A 22,228-nucleotide genomic window follows, 5' to 3' on the forward strand; every position below is an offset into this window, starting at 1 on the left:
GCGAGGATCGCGGTGTTCGCGGTATGCCACGACACCCCAAGACCTGCCGCGGCGCGGGACACGGTGAGATGGTCGACCACGATCGCCGTCAGCGCCCACCCGAGACCACCGCGGGAGATCTTCGCCCTCGGCGCCGCCGCCTTCGAAGTGTCCTGCCGCCAGATGCGGCGGCATTGCGCGCACCGGTACCGGCGCACCCGCACCAACAGCGTCGTCGGCCGATGCCCGAACGGCTCATGCGCCAGCGGACGCGTCACAGTGTCCCGCGGCACGCCCTCCGCGCCGCACTTTCGGCACCACGGGTCGTCGTCGAGGACACGACACTCCAACACAGCCCGATCAGGCTCGAGCAGCTGCCCAACGGCTTGAAGGCCGAGCTCGTCGAGGCGGCAGAACGTGGTCAGGTCAGGGGTCGCGAACGTAGGGTGGTGCATGTCGAGGTCTTCCGGCGGATGGGCAGCGTAGGAACTTCCATTCTGGAAGACCTCGACCTCTAACTGCGAACCGGCCGACGCCCCTCGCCTACACCTTCAACTGCGAAGAGCCTGGATACTTACGCCACGTCGCCCGCAGACTCACCAACAACAACTACCAACTCCACAAGCTCCTCGCGGCTCACGGCCCGCCCAACGCGAAATATGCAAAGGCATTTATATGGAGACGCTAATAATTGATGACAGAATATCTGAATGATATTGCAGGTCTGTCTGACCAAAGACTAAAAGATTTAAATACAAAAAATCGAAAACTAGTATTAAAAGAGGGAATATATTCAGTTTGTCTTTAAAACGCTTCGCAATAAAGGAGTAAGAAAAGGGTCTGAAGAACCCAAAGTAAAGTGGAATCCTATACAAAGGGTAGCTGATTAGACGGATTGGAAGTAAGATAGCCTCTATCAGGGAAATAACTAAAAATATTAAAGCCATTATGCGAGTCCCAACGTTCGAAGAAGAGGATTTAACATTTTGAAATTCTCCGAGCGAATCGGAGAATTGCAAATTTGCAAAAGGTTGTATTGGGCGTTTTGAGCGCATTGATAAGTATAAAAGAACAACAAACGGAATCCTATAAAGAGCGCCAAGACCTAAGGAGCGTCCTACTCCATAACTAGAGCTAGTATAGACCTGATATTTTGATTCTTCAAAGAAAGAAGAAAAGTTTTGAAATATTGTACCAAAACTAACAGACAATATGATAGAACCAATAACAACAACTAGAGCTACACGATGTTTGCGTTTCGACTTAATTAGCAAAAGAGCAATCAGCCATATTAGCAGACCGATAACTGCCGTCGCGTGAAAGAATATAGCCGAAATAACAATAAGCAAGGAAACAATCTTGCGCTTTGGATTTGCCAGCAATACGGAAACTGCCAGGAGAATCATCGCCATAGATATACTCTGACGGAGCAGGTTGAAAGTTTCAAAGTATATCGTAAGAAGATATGTTGACCAAAATATAAATGGAGAAAGATTCTTACGGATTAGATACCCGGCAGAAAAAATCAGCGAAGATATGGAGAAGGACAACAGACCATAGTATACATGTGGGTTGTCCGTAAAACGAGAAACAAGATAATTGATTAACAGATACCCTGATTCGATATCTAGATTATAGCCCTGAACTTGATTTACGAACTCTCCGTATGTTGAAGAGTTTGCAGCAAAGTCGAAAATGGGATTACCGTATACCAAGACATCAGTGCCGCCTGAGACATCAAGATTGCGGACTCCAGCGATAACTGAGACGATAGCAATAGCAATAAGGCCACAAAAGAACTTAAATACATAAGATGAAGCTATACGGTCCGAGAAAGAACAAGAGACGAGTATTGCAGAGATTGCAAAAGCAAGATATACGATATACATAATTCAGTCGCCTAGAAGCGCAAGTGACGTTTTGCTAATCCAAAACGGTGAATCAACCGTAGGAATAGCATAAAAGAAAGCAAAAGCCATAACGCTGAAAACGCAAACACTCCGACTAACTCATTGCCGAAGATATCAAATATATTAACAATTTGAGCTGCAAGGAACAATACGATGCCAATTAGAAACCATGAAAATGGAATTAAGATGTCATACAGGAAAACATCGCGGTAGGGTAAATGCAAAAAGCGCATAGCTATGAAAAGATATATGGGTTCAAGAACAATAATGGGAATAATAACCCCAAGCGCTACACCCGCCATGGATTCGAGTCGTTGGGCTAAGAGCCACGAAAGAGTTAATGCCGAAATCATCCAAATTGAGTGAAGAACCGCATAGGGGCGAGTTTGGCCGGTAGCAGTCAAAAGCGGAATGGCTATTAAATGCATACCATTAACAATTAATGATACAATGAGAATCTGAGCGGGTAAAACTGCTTCATGATAGGAGTCTCCGACCCATAACGATATCCAAGTCGACATGAACCCAATTGCTAAAACTGCAACGCTGTTCATAAGTAAATTTCCGATACCGGTAAATGCGATATAGATAATGCCATTAGAGCGTACATCACCATGTCCGATATTTTGGGCTGCATCAGGTAAGACGACAAATCCCAAAGAGTTTGTTACTTCTTTTACAAAGGTATAGACTTTTTGTGCAATATTGTACTGGCCTGCCGCTTGTGCACCGAATATAGATCCCGATATTAGACTTCCAGATTGCACGATAAGTGAGCCACTCACTTGTATAACTACGAGATTTATACTTGTAGTAAATAGCTCAGGAAGTATTTTGGATTCAAAGCCCCAGCATCTAGCCAAAGGGTAACGCTTATGGACCATAATGACGACCGAGGCTAAGTACAGAATGGAGACCAGAGCCTCAGCAACGCCAACCCCTAAAAGCCCATAGCCTGAAACTAAAGCATATACCATCAAAGAAATTCTAAAGACGTTTTGAGCTATCTGTAATAGATTTGAAGCTATTAGACTCCCCAAACCGATTAGTATTTGCCTGTAAGCTGAAACAACAAAAGAAACAATAACAACTATCGCATACAACGCAGAAAGTTGATATATTTGTTTATCTAGCAGATCATGGATTCCGAAGTTGTTTGAGAAAAAACTTAATATACAATAGTAGACGATTCCAGCCGTCAAGCCAAGTGAAGCAAATATAGATTTGGTCGTCTTGGCAACTGAACGTATAAGATCAGACTTGCCTGCTCCTTGTGCAATCCCCAGCAAGCGAATTGAGGAATTAGTCATCCCCATGTCTTGTTGGAGCATGACTGCCACAGTAGAAAAGATCACATAGAACCCGTAAACCTGAAGATCAGTTGACCATATAAACAGGGGAGCAATCGCAAGATTGACAACGAGCGCGACGAATCTCACGCTATAAGTTGATAACACTTTATTCAGCATGATGACGCAGCCTGTGCTTCACTTTATATTTAAATGTGTTCCAACTGTTCGTTATCATGAATGTTGATTCAATACGGTTGAAATAATCTGCTATTTCACGTCGATCATAAATATCTATCAAAAAATCGTTGACATCAGCGTATGGCCGTGGCTGGTTTCCAGTAAAACCTCTTACTCGTTCTATTAAATCATTCCGCAGTTTGATGTGTTGTACCGGATTAGTAAATTTGTCCAGATTTAGTTTTCCACTATGTATATCGCCCAGGAACGTTTGTGCACTTATATAAGTGTGACTCAAGTCAGTAAGCCCCTCAAGTCTTTTAGGTTCGAACATATTCCCACGTGGCACAAAAACCACAGGTGTACCGAGCGCAAGACATGGAAGCATGACGTGAATACGACTGGTTACAACGAACGATGCTGATTGATAAATCCCTAATAAGGTTCTAGCTATCCGCATCCTCCGCTGAGTATTTTTCATTGCAGGGACATTAGCCGATAAACGAATTACATCTTTTGAAGCACTTTGTGATATTGCATTTGCAACATCTTTGTCGACATCAACTGTTACGCCGAAGGGCTGCTTACGAAGCGTAGAAATCCTTTGCAGGGTCAAGGTCAAACATCCAGAGAAATATGCATTGAGCCCCAAACTCCGTAAATATTTTAGAGTAGATAGGTCTCTCGCTCCAAGCGCGCCTATACCTTTCACGTATTTTAAGCTTTGCTCTTTTTCAAATCGCTTTCGAACAATCGAATTCCCGTATTCAATATGCATTGCAATCGGTAAAAAATCATACTGTTGTGCAGGTGGCCAGCTGAACCTCTTTCCTCCATACCATGCGTTGCCTATCAATTTAATCTTATCCATATCAGATGACCAACCACCATCATTAGCGATTTCATCTCGATAAACGTATGTTTTTCCTGTACCCTCGGGGAGATATGCTTCAGCGGCGACGCTTTGAACGTCATCGCCTATATTTGTCGTATTGTATGCCATCACAGCAAAACTAGTCACAAGAGACCTATCTTCCTATTACGCACAGGGGGTTGTACACCCCCTAAACCCCTGGGATAGCTCCTTCAGATATTCACATACCTGAGTTTCTTTACTGTATCCACCCAAGAAACGAATTCTACTTCCTTGCGGCTTTCTTGACCCTTCGTGATAGCAGTGTTAATTGCCTTTCCTATATCCGCAGGTTCCACTTTTGCCACAACTGCTCTCGGGAATATGTTCAGGACACCGATGTCTTCTGTTACAACAGCAGGAATAGCAAAATACTCGGCTTCAGCGATAGGCAGCCCAAAACCTTCGTCACTCGAGGCTAGGACTATACAACTTGCCCATTTAACTAGTGAATGGTACTCGTCATCACTAACAAAGCCGGGGAAAATTACCCTATCGTGCACCCCCGCAACGGAAGCATACTTCTCCAAATATTTTAGATACTCACCTCGTGCACCGAGCACAACCAAGTTAAATTCTTTCGGGACACCTTTCCACGCATCAATCACAAGCTCAGGTCGCTTATTATTATGATGCCCATATGTAACTACATAATTCGGCCCAATTCCAGACAGGAAACTGTCGTCAAAATCCCACCGGCGTGCGTGATCCCAACCATTCGGGACAATCTTAGTTTTAGCTCCAGGCGCTATTTGATGAGTTTCATACTCCGCTTTTGACGAGATGCATGCGTTCAGCCCAGCCGTACGCGCTGAGAGTACCCACAGCTTCCGATACAACTTCTGCGAGGTTGAGAACTCCTCCGGCCGCCGGATGTGGCGCCAGTCGTGCTGAAAACAGATGCTTCGTGACTTCGGCACCAGGGGGGAGACGATAGGACTCAGCGAGATCACACGATCAGCACGTTGAAGCAGACCAATGAGAGGACTAACGAATAACTGCCCGACTGACCTTCCTGCAACGTGTTCATTGTTCCATACTATGAATTTGATGTCTGGAACTGATACCAGCTTCTGCTGCAGCGCTCTCCCCCCGACCACAGTCATCCTATCGGCAGGAAACTCTTCACGCCAGGTCCGGATGATCTCCATGGCGTGCAGCATCATCCCGCCAGAGAACCGTGTCGCCCCCAGCGCGTCAATCACTACTCTCATCTGACAGCCATTCCCCGTCTCCGTGCCTCCGGCCAAGGGCTTGTGAACACGAGCCGGGGATATCTCGCGTAAAACTTCACCATCGATGTGAACTCGCGCTTCCACGGCAGGAAACGGAACCCCGTCGTCTCTCGTGCCCATTCATGCACCCACCTGACGTCTCCCAGCACGACAGTGGGTATCCCCTTCGCGCGTGCCCGCAGACACACGTCCGAGTCCTCGTAATACAGGAAGAAGTGATCGTCCCACGGTCCATGAAGCTCATCAAATGTGCTTCGTTGCCCCAGAACAACAGCCCCAGTAGCCCAGACCACCTGCCGCAGTTCCCCGGGCTTGGCATACAGCCGGTAACGAGACGCCACAGCGCGAGGCAAGACTCTGTGCAGTATCTTGTCTGTCAGGAAGGGCCACCCTCGCCCGTTCGGCTGGAGCGAACTGTCCATGTTGACCAGTTGTGGGGCAGCTAGCACCCGTGGATGCCCATCCAGAAACTCAGCCATTCTGGCGAGGTCCTCGACCATGATCTCAACATCAGGGTTGACGAACGCAACGTGAGTCCCTCGGGATTCTCGATACCCGAGGTTATTCGCTGCACTGAAACCTTGGTTTACACGGTTCGCCACGACCTTCGCTCCGAGAGACTTCGCGACCTCGACAGTGTCATCTGTCGATGCATTGTCCACGACAATCCACTCGACATCACTTCTGTTGCCGAAATCTCCTGCCCAGTGCTTCTTGATTGCATCCGAACTGTTGTAAGTGACAGTGATCAGCGACCACATGGCTTTCTCCTTTGAGGGGAGCTCGCCCCCATCTTGTTCGACCAAGTCAATACGCCCCCTCAGGTTTGAACAGCACTTTCACCGTGCGGAAGAGGATCTGCATGTCGCCGATGAACGACCAGTTCTCCACGTAGTACAGATCAAGACGGATCGCCTGCTCCCATTCGAGATCAGACCGCCCACTGACCTGCCAGATGCCTGTGACACCGGGGCGCACGTTGAGGCGCCTGGCCGCAGCGTCGTCGTAGAGATCGACCTCCGCCTGCACCTGCGGTCTGGGCCCGACGAGGCTCATGTCGCCCCGCAGCACGTTGATGAACTGCGGCAGCTCGTCGAGTGAGTACATGCGGATGACGTGTCCGACCTTTGTGATGCGCGGGTCGTTCTCGATCTTGAACAGCGGCTTGTCCGTGGTGCCTTGCTTCTCAAGCAGCGACTTGAGCTCCTGATCGGCGTTCTGCCGCATCGAACGGAACTTGAACATCTCGAACGGCTCACCATCTTTGCCGATGCGCTTGTGTCTGAACAGCACCGGGCCCGGTGATGTCGTCTTCACGGCGATGGCCACAGCGAGCATCACGGGTGAGAGCACGATCAATGCCACCCCTGACGCCACGATGTCGAACGTGCGCTTGATCAGCAGCGTGCGGCCGTCGAACCGTGGGGTCTCCACATGGATGAGCGGCAGGTTCGCCACTGGACGGCTGTGGATGCGGGGGCCGGCCACGTCGACGAGACTTGGCGCCAAGACCAGGTGCCGCCGGCCGGGCTCCAGCGACCAGCTGAGCCGCCGCACCCGCTTCGGGGTCATGTGCCGTGACGCGGTGACGATGACGGTGTCGATGTCGTGTTCGGCGATGAGTCGTTTCGCGTCGTCAAGCCCACCGAGCACGGGCACCCCGGTGTCGCCGAGCATCTGCCCGGTCACTGAGTTCGCCGTGCATGCGCCCACGAGTGCGAACTCGGTATCGCCCCGACGGGTGAGCTCACGGGCGATCGCCGTGGCCGTGTCTGACCCGCCCACGATGAGCGCCGGCACCTTGAACCGCCCGAACGTGCGCTGCCGGTTGAGCCACCGCCGCCACAACCACCGTTCGATCAGCAGCAGAAGCAATCCCACCGGCAGCGCGATCAGGAAGTACCCACGAGCGAACTGCACCTTGAGCAGGTAGCTGCCGATCGCGAGCACCCCAAAATACACCAAGGTTGCTCCAGCCACCCGCTTGTACTCATCGGTGCCCGATCCCAGCCGGCTCTCGTCATAGGTGTGGTACGCGCCGAGCAGCAGCAGCCAAGCGAGGCCGCCCAGAATCGAGAACGGCAGGTAGCTGAGCGGCACCTGGCTGAACGCGCCGAAGACCGTCACGTCCTGATCCGCCGGACCGAAACGCACCAGGTGGGCGACGACCATGGCCAAGGTGATCACAGCCGCATCGGACCAGAACAGCGCGTGCACGTAATGGTGCAGGGCGCGGCGGGTGGTCGCCCGCTGTCGAGTCTCACACTGGCCAGCGACAGACGCTGTCTCGGGCGCCGCGGCCGGAGCATCCGGCTGTGAATGCACAGTGCCGCTCATGCCACGACCTCGGTAGCGCCGGCGACAAGCACCATCCCGTGCCCCTCGGCGTCGTCGGCGAACTCGGCACGGGCGACATCCACGAGCAGCGCCGCCTGCCCGGTGCCGAGGTGCTGCACGGTGCCATCGGTGTTCACGAGCGTGAGCGCGCCGCGCAGCACGTAGGCGATGTCGCCGTCGTGGAACGGCACGTCGATCGCCCCCTGTGCGTGTGCACGGGTGAAGGCGAGACGCAGGCCGGCGCCGGCGGCGTGGAAGACCGTCATCGGCCCCTTGTGATACTCGAACAGGCGCTCGGGCCCCTCGGCGTCGAAGTCGAGCACGCGCAGCAGCTCGGCGGCGTCCACGTGTTTCGAAGTGAGCCCCGCACGCAGCACGTTGTCACTCGGCCCCATGAGCTCCACGCCCACACCGCTGATGTAGAAGTGGGGAGTGCGGGGCCGCAGGTATGCGGCCTGGCCGCGCTGCAGCCGCTGGTGGTGCAGCAGCAGGCTGAACGCGGTGCCCGGGTCACCGGGGTACGTCTCGAGCAGCCGGGCCAGCAACGCGCCCCGCGTCTCATCGGGCAGGGCACCGGTGAGCCGACCCGCATCATGCAGGTGCTGCAGACGGGCTGTGGCCCGCCGGGCGCCAGCCCGGTCGGCGTCGAGCAGCCGGTGCGCGGCCGCCTCGATCGGCGCCTCGTCCGCGAGCGCGGCAAGCAGGCCAGACCAGGCTGGGTCGGTGTCGAGCGCGGCAAGTACCTCGACATCCGCGGCGATCTCCTCCGCAGGTCGGAACCCGGCGCACAGCTCGAACACATCACTCAGCACGAAGATCATCTCGGGCTTCGCATTGGGGTCGCGGTACTCGCGCTGTGGGGCGTCGATCGGCACCCCTGCGGCCTCCTCCCGGGCGAACCCGGCCCGGGCCTGAACGGCATCCGGGTGCACCTGCACGCTCAGCGGCCGCTCGATCGCCAGCAGCTTCAGCAGGAACCCCACGTCGACCGGCCGGCCCTCCGCCGCGAGCGCCGTGGGCAGCGACTGCCCGGCACGCGGCCCCTCCGCGACGACCGACGGCCAGGCCGGGTGCGTGCCCAGCCACAGCTCCGCCTCCGGGGCGTCTGCATCCGTGACCGGGAACACGCCGTCGATCGACGTGCCCGTGTGGAAGGCCCGGGAGACACTCCCGCGCAGCCTGCCGAGCGCCCCCGGCGCGCCCCAATCGTACGCGCGCGGCTCGTTGTCAATGACGAACGCCATGTCTCCCCTTGTCCCCGGTCACCGCCTGCCGGCACCGGCCGGACGTTCTCCCCACGATGACCCCACGAAAGTCTAGGGCATCCGTATGACACACAAAGTGTGGAACTCTAAACGGTCATCACAGCCGGCGTCGTGATTCACCCCCGGCTCGCCCTCAGGTCACCCGCCACGCTGGGATGAATCCCATGGGCCTGCCCAGCACCAGCGACGTCATGTGCCCCTTTGAGCCGCCCGGCACATGGGCTCATGCCCGATGTGTTCCGCCCGTTTCGGGCCAGGCGCCTAGAACTGCCCGAACTCGAGCTGCGGTGTGCCGTTCGCACCGACCGTGACGGCGACGACCGTGTGCCCGGAGAAGACGTTGTCGTCCACCGCGGTGTCACTCATCCAGTCCTGTTCCTCGGTGACCCGCCACTTGTAGTCGATGTGCAGGTCGCCACCGGAGACGACGACCGAACCGGTCAAACCGTTCTGTGCCAGATCCTCATCCGCCCACGCGTTCGACGAGCCGCTCCCGAAGCTGAACGATCCGGAGTTCGACGATGATGCGGTGTCCGCGCCATCCTTGAACGTCACCGTCGGGGCGCTCGACCACGTACGGGTGATGCCGGTGACGGCATAGCCGGGGTCATTCATCTTGAGATGTTTGCAACCGTCCGGCTCGAAATGGTCCGAGGCCAGACATCCACTGATGCGCTGGTTGACCGCGTTGACCGCGTATTGACGCCCCGCCTCTGTCCAGGACTGGCCGAACGCGACCGCCTGTGTGTCCGTGTCGCCGGGCACCACACTGATTGTGACCGGGTCGCCGAAGGTGATGTACTGGCTCGTCTTCTGCGGGGTGAAGGTGTACTTCCCCGGCAGCACCGGCATCTCGTCACCGCTGGAGAGCGAGACCGCGACGCCGTTGACGGTCGTGACCGATTCCGGAGACGCCACCTGGACGGAGCCGAGCCCGCCGTCCGTCAGCTGCCATGCGTCGAAGATCACGTCGGCGGTGCCGGTCTTGTGCAGGGTCAGTGTCATCGGGTACGACTTGCCGTCGAGGGTGACCGAGGCAGACACCGTCGCATCCGCGCCGGAGACGACGGTGTCATCGATCGAGAAGTCGCTCGGCCGCTTCGCCGACGCGGCGTAGATATCTTTGTTCAGCAGGGCGCGCGCGGCATTCGTGACATTCGGTGCCGCCATCGACACGACCGTGTCGACGTCACCATCCACCACCGCCTGCAGGTACTCTCGGGCCTTCGCCTCGGGCCCGTAGGTGGAGGTGTTCTTCACCGCACGGAAGATGAACCCGCCGCCCACGAGCAGCCCGAGCATCACGACGATCACGAGGGCGATGATCCACCCGCGCTTCGCCTGCGACTTCTGCGGCGTAGCGGCCTCCCACCCGAACATGTCACCAGGCGCTGTGCCGTACGGTGGCTGCCCGCCCGCGGGCGGCATCGGGATGTCGGCAGGCGGGTACGCCCCGGGCTGCGGAACCTGGCCTGAGTACACATCGGGCTGTGGGTACTGGGCATGTGCGGCCAGGCGTGAATTCGCATCAGGCTGCGGGATCTGGGCAGGGGCTGTCTGAGCCGGGTATGCATCCGGCTGCGGGATCTGGTCGGGTATCGCGTGTTGCGAGAAGACGCCTGCGGCTGCGTCCGAGCCGTTCACCGGGGCCTTGCTCGCCGCGGCCGACGACACCGGAGGCATGCCCTTGAACATGTTGGGAAACCCTGCGGGTGCGTTCTGACCGACCGACGTCGAATCCACCGACACCGCGTCGACGCGCTCCGGGTGCGACGACGCCCCAGCGTTCGACGTCCCGTTCGAGTCCTGCTCACTCATCGACTCATCCCTCCCCCTGAAGCGACCAGGACAAGGGTACCCTGACCGTCGCCGGACCAGCATGGGGAGAAACCCCCGAGCATGCCGGGTGGGAATCGAACATGAAAGTGCCCGGAGCTCCAGTCAGGGGGGGAAGACGCGGAACTCCGGGCAGTCACCAACAATAGCGACATTCATCGAGGAATGCATCCCCCGGATGCGACACGCCGCAGCGCACATGGAACACACAGCCGGTGACCTCGATCGGCAGGCGCCGAAGCGCCCGCGCCGAGGTCAGATCATCCGGCACTGAGCTGCCAGAGCAACTGGCTGGGAGCAGCGAGGTCGCACGAGGCCGCGGTCATCACGGCCGGCGCGGCAGGCACCCCTGCGGCGCCGGAGCATCCGCCATCGCAGTGACCATGACGCCGATCTACAGGAGGCCGGACATCACCAGGCCGCGAGGTCAGAACACGCGGCGCACGCCGTGGCTCGACCAGACGCTCAGCGGGGTGATCTTCACCACGTCGCCGGGCTTGGGCGAGTGGATAACCAGACCGCCGCCAATGTAGATGCCCACGTGGCCGCCGCCACTCATCCAGACGAGATCGCCCGGCTGCGCGGCAGAGTCGCTCACTGCGTACCCGACGTTCATCTGCGACTGCGAGACCCTGGGCAACGAGATGCCATTGTGTGCATAGACGTAGCTGGTGAACCCACTGCAGTCGAAGCCCGCCGGCGTGGTGCCACCCCACACATAGGGCGTGCCGATGAACTGCCTGGCATACGCGACGATCGCGGCGCCCCTGCTGCCGGTCGAGGCACTGCTGGAGCTGCTCGACGACGACGAGGAGGAGCTGTTCGAGGCCGGCTTCGACGTGGATGCCGCGGGCTTCGACGCGGAGCTGCTGCTCGACGACTGGGAGCTGTTCGAGGCCGCCCTCGACGAGCTCGTCGAGGGCGTGGCGACCACCGTCGGCGCCGCCTGCTGCACGGCAGGCACCGCGCCGGTCTGGTCGTCGGCCTCGTCGCCCGCCGAGACCGGCGCGATCTGCTGGGCCTGCTGCGTCCGCTCGGTCTGTGCCTGCTGCTTCGCCTGCTCGACGTCGCCGCCCTGCAGCTGCGCGAGCTGGGCCTTGAGCTGCACCACCTCGTCCGTCTGGCTCGTGAACAGGTCGTACGCCTGCTGCACCTTCGACTCCGCGTCCTGCGTCCGCTGGTCGTACTCGTCGGCGAGCTGCTGCAGCGCATCCTGCTGCTGCTGCATCTGGTCGCGCAACGAGGTGAGCGTGTTCGCATCCGCGATCGCCGCGTCCACCTGGGCACCGAGGTCGCCGCCGAGCTTGCCGAGCGAGCTCAGCCGGCTGAGCGCCTCGTCCGCCGACTCGACCCCCGCGACAGACGCGAGCTGCGCGCTGGTCGCCGAGCCGCCGCCGCGGCTGAGCTGGGCGGCGACCTGGCCGGCCCTCTTCTTCGAGGCGTCCGCCTGCGTCTGGGCGTCGTTGACCTGCTGCTGGAGATCGAGGAACGAGCCGATCGCATCGGTGAGCTGCTGCTGGACGCTCGCGCTCTGCGTCCTGGCGTCATCGCGAGCGCTCGCCGCCTGCTCGTACTTGCTCTCGAGGTCGTCGAGTGCGGCCTGCACGCGGTTGACGAGGGCGTCACGCTGGGTGGGGTCGTTGGCGGCGGCGTTGATCTCGTCCCACGAGGGCTCGTCGACCGGATCGGCCACCGCCGGCACTCCGCTCCACAGCACTGCCGCGAGCGTGAGCCCGATGGCACTGGCACCTGGAATGACGCGTGACTTCACAGTTCCTCCTCGTGCGTGACGTGGGCGACCCGGACTGCGGGCGACCGTGTCGGGGCGGGCCAGCGGCCTCGCCCCATCGACGCTGCGCTTTCGGAACCGGATCTCCATTAGTTTAAGTCGCAGCCGCGGCCAATCAGCATCGCGGCGTGTCTGAAAACTCAAGCTCAACTTGAAGCTGAATCGGGGGTGCGGGGGCTGCTGGCGGCCGGTTCGCACGCTCCGTGGAGGGCTACTCACCGTGGCGCGAGCGGGAAGTGGCTGAGGTGGCACGGGCGGGAGGGCATGGAGGTGTGCACACAGGGATGGCGTCGGGGCGGGAGTGAAGCCCGGTGATGCCACTGGCTACGTTGTGTGCTCGGCATCGCACGGGCGGGGATGCGGCTGACGGGACGCCTTAGCGTGACGCCCTCCGGCATCAACATGGCGCCGACCACCCACCGGGCGGCGTGCAGCATCCCTGCGGAGCCGGGCCACCGGGGCGGCCGGCTGTCGCACGCTCCGGGTACAGTTGAACGCGATGAGACCGCAGAAGACGAAGCCAGCCGACCCGAACGTGGTGTGCTACACCGATGCCTCGTTCGACCCGCGTGCGAAGCGCGGCGTGTACGGCTGGCTGCGGCCTTGCGCCGACGACGAGACCCCCGAGCACTGGATCGGCATGCGCAAGGCGCCCTCGGTCAACCAGCTCGAGGTGCTCGCCGCGATCGCCGCCGTGCTCGCCCATCGCGACGCCGAGCACATCGTGCTGCACACCGACAGCCACGCGGTGATCGTCGCGTTCGACAACGCCCGCCGGGGCGAGCCGGTCACCGGCATCCCCAGCGCCCGCGTGGCCGAACTGCACGACGTGCTCACCCGCGTCGACGTCGAGGTCAACAAGGTCGCCGCCCACCGCACCACCTACTGGAACAACGTCATCGACCGGGTCGTGCGCGCCGTGATGCGCCGGCTCGAGGAGAACGCCGGGCAGGTGCACCTGCCGAAGAAGGACGTCGTGCGCGCCGCTCTCGAGGAGGCCCGCCGCACCTCGACGCAGACCGCCCGGCAGGCCGAGCGGCTTGCCGCGGAGGAGGCCGCACACGCCGCCGCGAGCGAGGCCGAGGCGCACGAGAACGCCAAGCGCGAGCTCGGCACCATGGTGACCGACCTGCCTGCGCCTCGCTTCCCCGCGCTGGTGGGACTCGCGTCCTCGGCTGGTGGGGCTGACGGGGCTCGGTTCGGCGAGGCCGGGTCAGGGCGCCCATGGGGCGACGAGACTGAGTCGGGGCAGACCGAGTTCGACGAGACCGGGGTCGGCGAGCCCGGGTCAGGGCGGCCGGAGTCCGACGAGGCCGGGTTCAGCCAGCCCGGATCCGGCGGACCCGTATTCGGCCCGGCGGGGGCAGGCGAGCCGCTGTCACATGGTCACGTCGAGGTGCCCTTCGCTCCGCCGGCCCTGCCGGTGGACTCCCCGCTCGCGCCGACGTTCGGGATCGGGGCGCCGGCCGGGCAGACCGGAGCAGACATCATCTCGACCGAGGCCGCCGCGGGTGACCGTGGGGCCGGAGCTGACCGTGGGGCTGAGGCCGGAGTCATGGCCGGGGCTGGGGCTGCCGGGTTCGGGGCCAGTCTCGACGCGCACGTCGAAACGCCTCACCCGCTCACGCCATGGGATCTTCTCGCGACCGCCTCTGCCGTGGAACAGCCCGCCGTGCCGTTCGCGACGGCTGGCACCGCACCGTTCACGGGGGCAGACGCAGAGTCCCCGGCGGCCGGCGCAGATGAGACCACCGCCGATCTTGTGGCTCCTGCGGCAGGGCCGTCTGCAGCGTCCCCCACCACTGACCAGCTGTCCGGTGTGACGAGCGACCTCACCTTCGGCGCTGCAGATGCCATCGCCGTCACGCCGCGGATCGTCCCACCGGGAGGCGATGCGCTCTTCGGCCAGACGGAGGCCGCTCGACCGGCTCAGGTGGAGTCGGCAAAGAGCCGGCAGACGGCCGAGCAGCACTCCCTCGACGCGCTCACCGCCGAAAACGCCCGGCTGCGTCGGGAGATCTCTCGCCTGCAACACGAGCAGGAGGTGCTGCGCGAGGCGCTGGCGATCATGATGCGCGGAGCCCACTGAGCGACCATGCCCCGCTGAGCAGCGGAAGCGCTGCCAGCCAGTCGGGCCTGTGGCAGGTGGCCGCCGCACGCGCGGGCCGCTCGACCACCACCTCGGGTGAGGCCGCTCAACCCACGAGCACAGACGCGGCGAGCGTCACGCCACCGGCTCGAGCGCCGGCAGGCTCTCGCGCACCACGTCGGCGAGCCGTTCAGCCCACTCGCGAGCGGTGGTCTCGTCGCTCGCCTCGACCATCACGCGCACGAGCGGCTCGGTGCCGCTGGGGCGCAGCAGCACGCGGCCCTGGTCGCCGAGGGCATCCTCGGCCGTGGCGACGGCCGACTTGATCGTGGGGTCGCCGGCAAGCTTCGTCTTGTCCACCCCACGCACGTTGATGAGTGTCTGCGGGTAGACGGACATCGCCTCGTCGGCGAGCTGCGAGAGAGGCTTGCCGGTCGCCGCCATGACGCTCAGCAGCTGCAGACCGGTGAGAATACCGTCGCCGGTGGTGGCGAAGCGGCGGAAGATGACGTGCCCGGACTGCTCGCCGCCGAAGCCGAGTCCCGAGCGGTTGAGCTCCTCGAGCACGTACCGGTCGCCGACAGAGGTCTGTCGCACCTCGATGCCGGCGCGCTCCATCGCTCGGTGCAGGCCGAGATTGCTCATCACGGTGCACACGAGCGTGTCGCCGGGCAGCTGACCCCGTTCGTGCAGCGAGAGCGCGAGGATCGCCATGATCTGATCCCCGTCGATGATGCGGCCGTTCTCGTCGATCGCCTGGCAGCGGTCGGCGTCACCATCGTGCGCGATGCCGACCTGCGCGTGGTTGGCGACGACCGCGGCCTGCAGCCGCTCGAGGTGCGTCGACCCCACGCCGTCATTGATGTTCAGCCCGTCGGGGTCGGCGCCGATCAGCTCGACCACCTTCGCCCCCGCGTCGGTGAACGCCTGCGGCGACACTCCGGAGGAGGCCCCGTTGGCGCAGTCGAGCACCATGCGAATGCCGCCCAGCGCCGGTGCGGCCGGAGGCAGCGTGCTCAACAGGTGCAGCAGGTAGCGGTCCTCCGCATCGGCGAAGGCGCTGATGCGGCCGACCTCCCCGGCGATCGGGGCGAGCTTGGGCTGGTCGAGCTCGACCTCGATGGCGTCCTCCACCGCGTCGGGAAGCTTGAGCCCGCCGCGGGCGAAGAACTTGATGCCGTTGTCCGGCGCCGGGTTGTGCGACGCCGAGATCATCACGCCGAAGTCAGCGTCCGAGTCAGCGACGAGGAACGCGGTCGCGGGCGTCGGGATGACGCCGGCGTCCTGCACGTCGACGCCGCCGCTGGCGAGGCCTGCGGCGACGGCGGCGCCCAAGAACTGCCCGGAGATCCGAGGGTCACGCCCCAACACTGCACGGGGTCTGCGCCCCGCGGACCGTGCCTCCGCGCCGAGGACACGCGCACCCGCCTGAGCGAGGTGCAGCGCGAGATCGGCCGTAAGGTCGCGATTCGCGAGGCCGCGAACACCGTCGGTGCCGAAGAGTCGAGGCAAAGCAGCTCCAGTCCCTGGATTCCGTGTGAACGATTCCGGGTGGGCCGGGATCAGCGCTTCGAGTACTGCGGAGCCTTGCGGGCCTTCTTGAGACCGGCCTTCTTGCGCTCGACGGCGCGGTCGTCACGACGCAGGAACCCGGCCTTCTTCAGCTCGGGTCGGTTGTTGTCGCGGTCGATCTCGTTGAGGGCGCGAGCGATCGCGAGCCGCAGCGCGCCGGCCTGCCCCGAGGGGCCGCCGCCGTTGATGCGGGCGCTGATGTCGTACGCGGTCTCGAGGCCGAGCAGCGTCAGCGGATCCTTGATCAGCTGCTGGTGCAGCTTGTTCGGGAAGTACTCGTCGAGGGCACGGCCGTTGACCGTGAACTCGCCGCTGCCCGGGACGAGCCGCACGCGGGCGATGGCCTCCTTGCGGCGGCCGACGCCGGCGCCGGGCACGCTCATGTCGCGCGGGGCCCGCTCGACGGTCTCCTCGCCCTGGGTCTCCGGGGTCGACGTGCTGTACGAGGTGAGGGTTTCGGTGTTCTCTGCCACGATGTTCTCCTGAAGTCTCTCGGCGCCGCTCACTGGGCGATCTGGTCGAAGGTGTACGGAACCGGCTTCTGCGCGGCGTGCGGGTGCTCGGCGCCACGGTAGACCTTCAGCTTGGTGAACTGCTGCCGGCCCAGACGGTTCTTCGGGAGCATGCCGCGCACGGCCTTCTCGATGGCGCGCTCGGGGTTCTCCGCGAGCAGGTCGGTGTACTGCACCCCCCTGATGCCGCCCGGGTAGTTGGAGTGCCGCCAGGCGATCTTCTTCTGCGCCTTGCCATGCGCGAGCGCGACCTTCTCTGCGTTGATCACGATGACATAGTCGCCCGTGTCGATGTGGGGGGCGAACGTCGGCTTGTTCTTGCCGCGCAGGAGGTTGGCGACGTGGCTGGCCAGACGGCCGAGCACCACATCGGTGGCGTCGACGATGACCCAGTTGCGCTTGATTTCGCCGGCCTTCGGCGAGTACGTGCGTGTCACTAGCTGTCTCTCTCTCGATTTGAGGTGGTCGTGAATCCCGCTCCGATGCGATTCCCGTGAGTGAGGCCGCGGGGTCGACGCTCATGCGTCGGCCATCCGACCTGGCGGCATCCGCCGCCGACCGGACGACTCCGCAGCCGCTCCCCATGTGAATACAGACGGTGGAGGGCTCAAGTCGGGCAGCACGATCAGCCTGCGACGCCCAACCGCTCGACGCCGGCACACAGTCCGCGCATACCAACGCACAACTCTACCTGTTCCGCCATGACCGGGTCAATCCCGATCCCGCCCGCACCGCATCCTGCGCGCCGCAGCATGGCAGTCGTTGCTCCCGGGAATCAGGTGTGCCTACCATGATTCCCACCGCCGCCTCGCCGGCGCACGACCCATCCGTGCGAGGCCACGACGACGGCACGACCCGACATTCGAAGGAGAATGTGCATGTCAACGACGACATCCTCGGCCGCCGCGTCCGCAGCGAGACCCGAGACCCCGCCCACGGAGTGGGATGAGTCACAGCTCGTCTCCGACCCGAAGCTGCCGCCCACCGCGGTCGCCCCCGAACCGCTCGGCCACCCGCGCTGGACGGTTGGCAAGATCATCCTCTGGATCGCGATCGGTCTGATCGGCGCACTCGGCTGGTCGGTCATCGCGCTCAGCCGCGGCGAGTCCATCAACGGCATCTGGTTCGTGTTCGCGGGCATCGCCTCATACCTCATCGCCTACCGCTTCTACTCGAAGTACATCGAGCGGCACCTGCTGCGTCCGAACGACCGCCGCGCGACGCCGGCCGAGTACGCGGCCAACGGCCGTGACTTCGTCGCCACCGACCGGCGCGTCCTGTTCGGACACCACTTCGCGGCCATCGCCGGCGCCGGCCCGCTGGTCGGCCCCGTGCTCGCCGCCCAGATGGGCTACCTGCCCGGCACGCTGTGGATCATCCTCGGCGTCATCTTCGCCGGCGCGGTGCAGGACTACGTGGTCCTGTTCATCTCGATGCGGCGCGGCGGACGCTCCCTCGGCCAGATCGCCCGCGACGACCTGGGCCGTGTGGGCGGCGCGGCCGCCATCCTCGCGACGCTGTCGATCATGGTGATCATCGTCGCCATCCTCGCGCTCGTCGTGGTCAACGCGCTCAGCCAGAGCGCGTGGGGCGTGTTCAGCGTCGGCATGACGATCCCGATCGCCCTGTTCATGGGCGTGTACCTGCGCTATCTGCGGCCGGGACGCATCCTCGAGACCTCGATCATCGGATTCGTGCTACTGCTGGCGGCGATCGTGCTCGGCGGCCCCATCTCGACCTCGTCGTTCGGCCAGCAGTTCCTGCACCTGGACGGCGTCACCCTCGCCTGGGCGATCATCATCTACGGCTTCGTCGCCGCGATCCTGCCCGTGTGGCTGCTGCTGACCCCGCGCGACTACCTGTCGACGTTCATGAAGGTGGGCGTGATCCTGCTGCTCGCGGTCGCGATCGTCCTGGTGCGCCCGGATCTGCACGTGCCCGCGCTCAGCGAGTTCGCATCCCGCTCCGACGGGCCGGTGTTCAGCGGGCCGCTGTTCCCGTTCCTGTTCATCACGATCGCGTGCGGCGCCCTCTCCGGGTTCCACGCGCTCATCTCGTCGGGGACCACACCAAAGATGGTGCACAAGGAGCGCCAGACCCGCTTCATCGGTTACGGCGGCATGCTCATGGAATCGCTCGTCGCGCTGATGGCGTTCGTCGCAGCGCTCTCCATCGACCGGGGCATCTACTTCGCGATGAACTCCTCGGCCGCGGCCACAGGCGGCACCGTCGAGGGGGCGGCGGCCTTCGTCAACTCGCTGGGACTCACCGGCGTGCACGTCGAAGGCAGCGCGCTGCAGCAGGTCGCCGAGGGTGTGGGCGAGACCACCGTCGTCTCCCGCACCGGAGGCGCACCGACGCTGGCCGTCGGCATCTCCGAGATCATGCACAGCCTCACCCCGGGGTTCAAGGCGTTCTGGTACCACTTCGCGATCATGTTCGAGGCGCTGTTCATCCTCACCGCGGTGGACGCAGGAACACGCGTCGCCCGGTTCCAGCTGCAGGAGGCCGTGGGCAACCTCTGGCCCCGGTTCCACGACAGCAACTGGAAGCCCGGCATCTGGGTCTCCACCGCGATCATGGTCGCTGCGTGGGGGTACATCCTCGTGCTCGGCGTCACCGACCCGCTGGGTGGCATCAACACGTTCTACCCGCTGTTCGGCGTGGCCAACCAGCTTCTCGCCGCGGTGGCCCTGGCGGTGAGCGCCGCGGTGCTCGCCAAGCGGGGGCGGAAGATCTTCCGCTACCTGTGGATCGTCGTGGTTCCGCTGCTGTTCGACCTCGTGGTGACGCTCACCGGCTCCTGGTACAAGATCTTCAGCAGCGACCCGAAGATCGGCTACTGGGCGAACCACCTCGCCGCCCAGGCGAAGCTCGACGAGCTGCGCTCCTCCGGCACGGTCGCCGGCACGGCGATCGCCGATGACAAGATCGCCGCGCAGATCACCACGTTCGAGGCGACGATCCGCAACACCGCCGTGCAGGGCACGCTGTCGATCCTGTTCGCGCTGCTGACGATCACCGTCGTGGTGGCCGCGCTGGTGAAGATCGTGCAGGCCTGGCGGCACGACGGCCTGCCGACGACCGAGCCGCAGCCGGTGGCGAGCGAGACGTACGCGCCCAGCGGGCTCGTCCCCACGCCGGAGGAGCGCGCGCTCGAGAAGGCCTGGGCGAAGGTTCCGCCGGAGGATCTGAAAGTACAGGTCAGCGGATGAGCGGGAGGGGCTCACCAGCCGCCGGGGCCGCCGGCCATCACGACGGCCCGGTGCTCGACCGGTTGCGCGCTCTGGCCGCCTGGGTGCCCCGGATGCTGCGCGGCATGCTCGGCGCGAACGCGTACGAGAGCTACGTGGCGCATGAGCGGGCGCATCATCCGGGTCGCCCCGTCATGACCGAGCGCGAGTTCTGGCGGTGGCAGGCCGACGAGGAGGATCGCCACCCGAGCGCGCGCTGCTGCTGAGAGGGGTGCGGGCGGCGGCATCGCCCGCTGTGCAGTGCGGCCACCCGCTCTCGAGCGGACTCGACCTCGGAGAGCCCCTCGAGCCCCGGCCGTCTCGGCCCGGGTCAGTCCTCGAGCCCCGGCCGTCTCGCCCGTGTCTGCACCGCCCGTTCGGCGAGCCGCTCGGCCGGGGGATACCCCACCCCGGTCAGCACGAGCCCGGTGCCCGCGACCATCGCGTAGCTGTGCCCGCGCGGCCGCCCGTCGCGCATGGCCACGAGATCGGCGGCGGCGAGCCGCCCCTCCCCCACCGCGATCGTCGCGCCGACCAGACAGCGCACCATGTGGTGGCAGAACGCGTCGGCGCGCACGGTGGCGACGAGCGTGCCGTCCGCCTCCCTCCGCCACGTGAACCGGTGCAGCTGCCGGATCGTCGTCGCGCCCTCCCGTGGTCGGCAGTACGCGCGCCAGTCGTGCAGGCCCGGCAGCAGTCCGGCCGCCTCGTCCATCGCCTGCCCGTCCAGCGGACGCGGCCACAGCAGCACATGCCGCCGCAGCAGCGGGTTCCACGCCGCACGGTCGTCGCACACGCGGTAGGAGTACTCACGCCACAGCGGCGAGAACCGCGCGTCGAACCCCGGCGGCGCGATTGTGACGTGGTGCACGGCGAGATCCGGCGTGCGACCGAGCGCGTTGCGCAGCCGGGAGCCCAGCCGCTCGGCCGCCTCGCCCAGCTCGCCCGCCATGTCGTCCGGCGCTGCTGCGGCAGGATGCTGCGGTCGCTCCCGTCTCGCCGCGCCGCCACGGTGCGATGGCCGGTTCCGCAGCAGGTCGCGCAGTCGCCCGGCGGGCACGTCCGCGTGCACGACCTGCCCGGTCGCGTGCACGCCGGCGTCGGTGCGACCGGCGACCACCGTGCGCACGGGTACGCGCAGCACGAGCGCCAGGGCGTCCTCGAGGGTCCCCTGCACCGACCGGCGACCTGGCTGCCGAGCCCAGCCGGCGAAGTCGGTGCCGTCGTAGGCGAGGTCGATGCGCAGCCGCACCGCGGCGGTGTCAGCCTCATGCTCGATGCCCGTCATCCGTCCTCTTCTCCGTCGTCGTCATCGTGTGTGCGCCCGGCCGTGCCGGGCCGGCATCCCCGGCCACCCCTACGCGGGCGGCCGGCACGCCGTCCGGCGACCGGCCCCGGACAGCACGAACGGGCGGCCCGCCAGCGCGGACCGCCCGTTCATCGTCACCGGGAGCACCCGGAGTGTCAGCCTCGACTCACTTGTCGGACGTCTTCTCCTCGGCCTTGATCTCCTCATCGACCTGCTCGGCGGCGTCGGCGACCTCGGCCTCCGCCTCGGCCTCCGCCTCGATCTGCGTCTCCGAGCCCGCAGACTCGGTGTCGGGCTCGAGGGCGACGGTCTCGTCCTTGATCTCCTCGGCGACCTCGTCGGCGGGCTCGACGGCCTCATGCTCAGCAGCGGCCTTCGCCGCGGCAGCGGCGCCGGCAGGGGCCTTCTTCTGCACGGGCTCGAGCACAAGCTCGATGCGCGCCAGCGGCGCGTTGTCGCCCTTGCGGAACCCAAGCTTGATGATGCGGGTGTAGCCGCCCTCGCGGTCGGCCACCTGCGGGGCGATCTCGGCGAACAGCTTGTGCACGACGGACTTGTCACGGATGACGCGCTGGACGCGACGACGCGCGTGCAGGTCACCGCGCTTGGCGAACGTCACCAGACGCTCGGCGAACGGACGCAGGCGCTTCGCACGGGTCTCGGTGGTGGTGATCGCCTCGTGCTCGAACAGCTGCGTCGCGAGATTCGCGAGGATCAGCCGCTGATGCGCCGGGCTGCCTCCGAGACGCGGACCTTTTGCAGGCTTCGGCATGGTAGTGA

At 63.0% G+C, this 22,228-nt stretch carries 18 protein-coding genes; 3 read left to right on the forward strand and 15 right to left on the reverse strand.

The window, feature by feature from the left end:
- The 10 genes from F8O02_RS07445 to F8O02_RS09250 form a co-directional block, all read right to left on the reverse strand.
- The coding region (locus tag F8O02_RS07445) for a transposase family protein (protein ID WP_158036626.1) at nucleotides 1–434 on the reverse strand (434 nt) is incomplete at its 3' end.
- A 216-nt stretch (nucleotides 435–650) separates the two neighbouring features.
- A complete protein-coding gene (locus tag F8O02_RS07450; protein ID WP_158036627.1) occupies nucleotides 651–1,868 on the reverse strand; it encodes an EpsG family protein in 1,218 nt (405 codons plus the stop codon).
- An 11-nt stretch (nucleotides 1,869–1,879) separates the two neighbouring features.
- Nucleotides 1,880–3,358 carry a lipopolysaccharide biosynthesis protein gene (locus F8O02_RS07455; RefSeq protein ID WP_158036628.1) on the reverse strand — a complete coding sequence of 493 codons (1,479 nt, stop codon included), beginning with the start codon at nucleotides 3,356–3,358 and terminating at the stop codon, nucleotides 1,880–1,882.
- Nucleotides 3,348–4,361: a polysaccharide pyruvyl transferase family protein gene (locus F8O02_RS07460; protein WP_158036629.1), complete on the reverse strand. Its 1,014-nt coding sequence runs from the start codon at nucleotides 4,359–4,361 to the stop codon at nucleotides 3,348–3,350. The genes F8O02_RS07455 and F8O02_RS07460 overlap by 11 nt, the downstream gene beginning before the upstream one ends.
- Nucleotides 4,362–4,444: 83 nt before the next feature.
- On the reverse strand, nucleotides 4,445–5,476 hold the full coding sequence (locus F8O02_RS07465) for a glycosyltransferase (protein ID WP_179416376.1): 1,032 nt from the start codon (nucleotides 5,474–5,476) through the stop codon (nucleotides 4,445–4,447).
- A gap of 5 nt (nucleotides 5,477–5,481) precedes the next feature.
- The gene (locus F8O02_RS07470; RefSeq protein WP_158036631.1) at nucleotides 5,482–6,312 is read right to left on the reverse strand and encodes a glycosyltransferase; all 831 of its coding nucleotides are present in this window, start codon (nucleotides 6,310–6,312) and stop codon (nucleotides 5,482–5,484) included.
- A gap of 1 nt (nucleotide 6,313) precedes the next feature.
- Nucleotides 6,314–7,693, reverse strand: coding sequence for a sugar transferase (locus F8O02_RS07475; RefSeq protein WP_179416378.1), 1,380 nt, complete (start codon nucleotides 7,691–7,693; stop codon nucleotides 6,314–6,316).
- Between the two features lie 146 nt (nucleotides 7,694–7,839).
- Complete coding sequence (manA, locus tag F8O02_RS07480) at nucleotides 7,840–9,087, reverse strand: mannose-6-phosphate isomerase, class I (protein ID WP_158036633.1); 1,248 nt, start codon at nucleotides 9,085–9,087, stop codon at nucleotides 7,840–7,842.
- 282 nt (nucleotides 9,088–9,369) lie between these two features.
- The gene (locus F8O02_RS07485) at nucleotides 9,370–10,926 is read right to left on the reverse strand and encodes a hypothetical protein (RefSeq protein WP_158036634.1); all 1,557 of its coding nucleotides are present in this window, start codon (nucleotides 10,924–10,926) and stop codon (nucleotides 9,370–9,372) included.
- A 445-nt stretch (nucleotides 10,927–11,371) separates the two neighbouring features.
- Nucleotides 11,372–12,715, reverse strand: coding sequence for a C40 family peptidase (locus F8O02_RS09250; protein ID WP_218859613.1), 1,344 nt, complete (start codon nucleotides 12,713–12,715; stop codon nucleotides 11,372–11,374).
- Nucleotides 12,716–13,232: 517 nt separating this feature from the next.
- Here F8O02_RS09250 and F8O02_RS07495 point away from each other — a divergent pair.
- Nucleotides 13,233–14,822, forward strand: coding sequence for a bZIP transcription factor (locus F8O02_RS07495; RefSeq protein ID WP_158036635.1), 1,590 nt, complete (start codon nucleotides 13,233–13,235; stop codon nucleotides 14,820–14,822).
- A gap of 135 nt (nucleotides 14,823–14,957) precedes the next feature.
- Here the strand turns inward: F8O02_RS07495 and glmM are convergent, their stop codons facing one another.
- From glmM to rplM, 3 genes are read right to left on the reverse strand one after another with little or no spacing between them, the layout of a single operon-like run.
- Nucleotides 14,958–16,334 carry a phosphoglucosamine mutase gene (gene glmM / locus F8O02_RS07500; protein ID WP_158036636.1) on the reverse strand — a complete coding sequence of 459 codons (1,377 nt, stop codon included), beginning with the start codon at nucleotides 16,332–16,334 and terminating at the stop codon, nucleotides 14,958–14,960.
- 50 nt (nucleotides 16,335–16,384) lie between these two features.
- Nucleotides 16,385–16,870: a 30S ribosomal protein S9 gene (rpsI, locus tag F8O02_RS07505; RefSeq protein ID WP_404821185.1), complete on the reverse strand. Its 486-nt coding sequence runs from the start codon at nucleotides 16,868–16,870 to the stop codon at nucleotides 16,385–16,387.
- Nucleotides 16,871–16,896: 26 nt separating this feature from the next.
- Nucleotides 16,897–17,343 carry a 50S ribosomal protein L13 gene (gene rplM, locus F8O02_RS07510; RefSeq protein ID WP_158036637.1) on the reverse strand — a complete coding sequence of 149 codons (447 nt, stop codon included), beginning with the start codon at nucleotides 17,341–17,343 and terminating at the stop codon, nucleotides 16,897–16,899.
- Nucleotides 17,344–17,784: 441 nt separating this feature from the next.
- Here rplM and F8O02_RS07515 point away from each other — a divergent pair, with 441 nt between their 5' ends.
- Entirely contained in the window at nucleotides 17,785–20,121 is a 2,337-nt protein-coding gene (locus F8O02_RS07515; protein WP_158036638.1) for a carbon starvation CstA family protein, read from the forward strand.
- Nucleotides 20,118–20,366 carry a YbdD/YjiX family protein gene (locus F8O02_RS07520; protein ID WP_158036639.1) on the forward strand — a complete coding sequence of 83 codons (249 nt, stop codon included), beginning with the start codon at nucleotides 20,118–20,120 and terminating at the stop codon, nucleotides 20,364–20,366. Before F8O02_RS07515 ends, F8O02_RS07520 begins: the two co-directional genes overlap by 4 nt.
- A gap of 104 nt (nucleotides 20,367–20,470) precedes the next feature.
- Here F8O02_RS07520 and F8O02_RS07525 read toward each other — a convergent pair whose 3' ends face one another.
- Both F8O02_RS07525 and rplQ read right to left on the reverse strand, forming a co-directional pair.
- Entirely contained in the window at nucleotides 20,471–21,427 is a 957-nt protein-coding gene (locus F8O02_RS07525; RefSeq protein ID WP_218859615.1) for a tRNA pseudouridine synthase A, read from the reverse strand.
- Between the two features lie 187 nt (nucleotides 21,428–21,614).
- Entirely contained in the window at nucleotides 21,615–22,220 is a 606-nt protein-coding gene (gene rplQ / locus F8O02_RS07530; RefSeq protein ID WP_158036640.1) for a 50S ribosomal protein L17, read from the reverse strand.
- Nucleotides 22,221–22,228 lie beyond the last annotated feature (8 nt).

The organism is Pseudoclavibacter caeni, from assembly GCF_008831125.1.
Taxonomy (GTDB): domain Bacteria; phylum Actinomycetota; class Actinomycetes; order Actinomycetales; family Microbacteriaceae; genus Pseudoclavibacter_A; species Pseudoclavibacter_A caeni.

What these genes read in the sequence shown, in the direction of transcription:
- manA (WP_158036633.1), bottom strand. Translation starts at nt 9,087, where the DNA reads ATGGCGTTCGTCATTGACAACGAGCCGCGCGCGTACGATTGGGGCGCG.
- F8O02_RS07495 (WP_158036635.1), top strand. Translation starts at nt 13,233, where the DNA reads ATGAGACCGCAGAAGACGAAGCCAGCCGACCCGAACGTGGTGTGCTAC.
- F8O02_RS07515 (WP_158036638.1), top strand. Translation starts at nt 17,785, where the DNA reads ATGTCAACGACGACATCCTCGGCCGCCGCGTCCGCAGCGAGACCCGAG.
- F8O02_RS07450 (WP_158036627.1), bottom strand. Translation starts at nt 1,868, where the DNA reads ATGTATATCGTATATCTTGCTTTTGCAATCTCTGCAATACTCGTCTCT.
- F8O02_RS07525 (WP_218859615.1), bottom strand. Translation starts at nt 21,427, where the DNA reads ATGACGGGCATCGAGCATGAGGCTGACACCGCCGCGGTGCGGCTGCGC.
- F8O02_RS07520 (WP_158036639.1), top strand. Translation starts at nt 20,118, where the DNA reads ATGAGCGGGAGGGGCTCACCAGCCGCCGGGGCCGCCGGCCATCACGAC.
- F8O02_RS07460 (WP_158036629.1), bottom strand. Translation starts at nt 4,361, where the DNA reads ATGGCATACAATACGACAAATATAGGCGATGACGTTCAAAGCGTCGCC.
- F8O02_RS07485 (WP_158036634.1), bottom strand. Translation starts at nt 10,926, where the DNA reads ATGAGTGAGCAGGACTCGAACGGGACGTCGAACGCTGGGGCGTCGTCG.
- F8O02_RS07455 (WP_158036628.1), bottom strand. Translation starts at nt 3,358, where the DNA reads ATGCTGAATAAAGTGTTATCAACTTATAGCGTGAGATTCGTCGCGCTC.
- rplQ (WP_158036640.1), bottom strand. Translation starts at nt 22,220, where the DNA reads ATGCCGAAGCCTGCAAAAGGTCCGCGTCTCGGAGGCAGCCCGGCGCAT.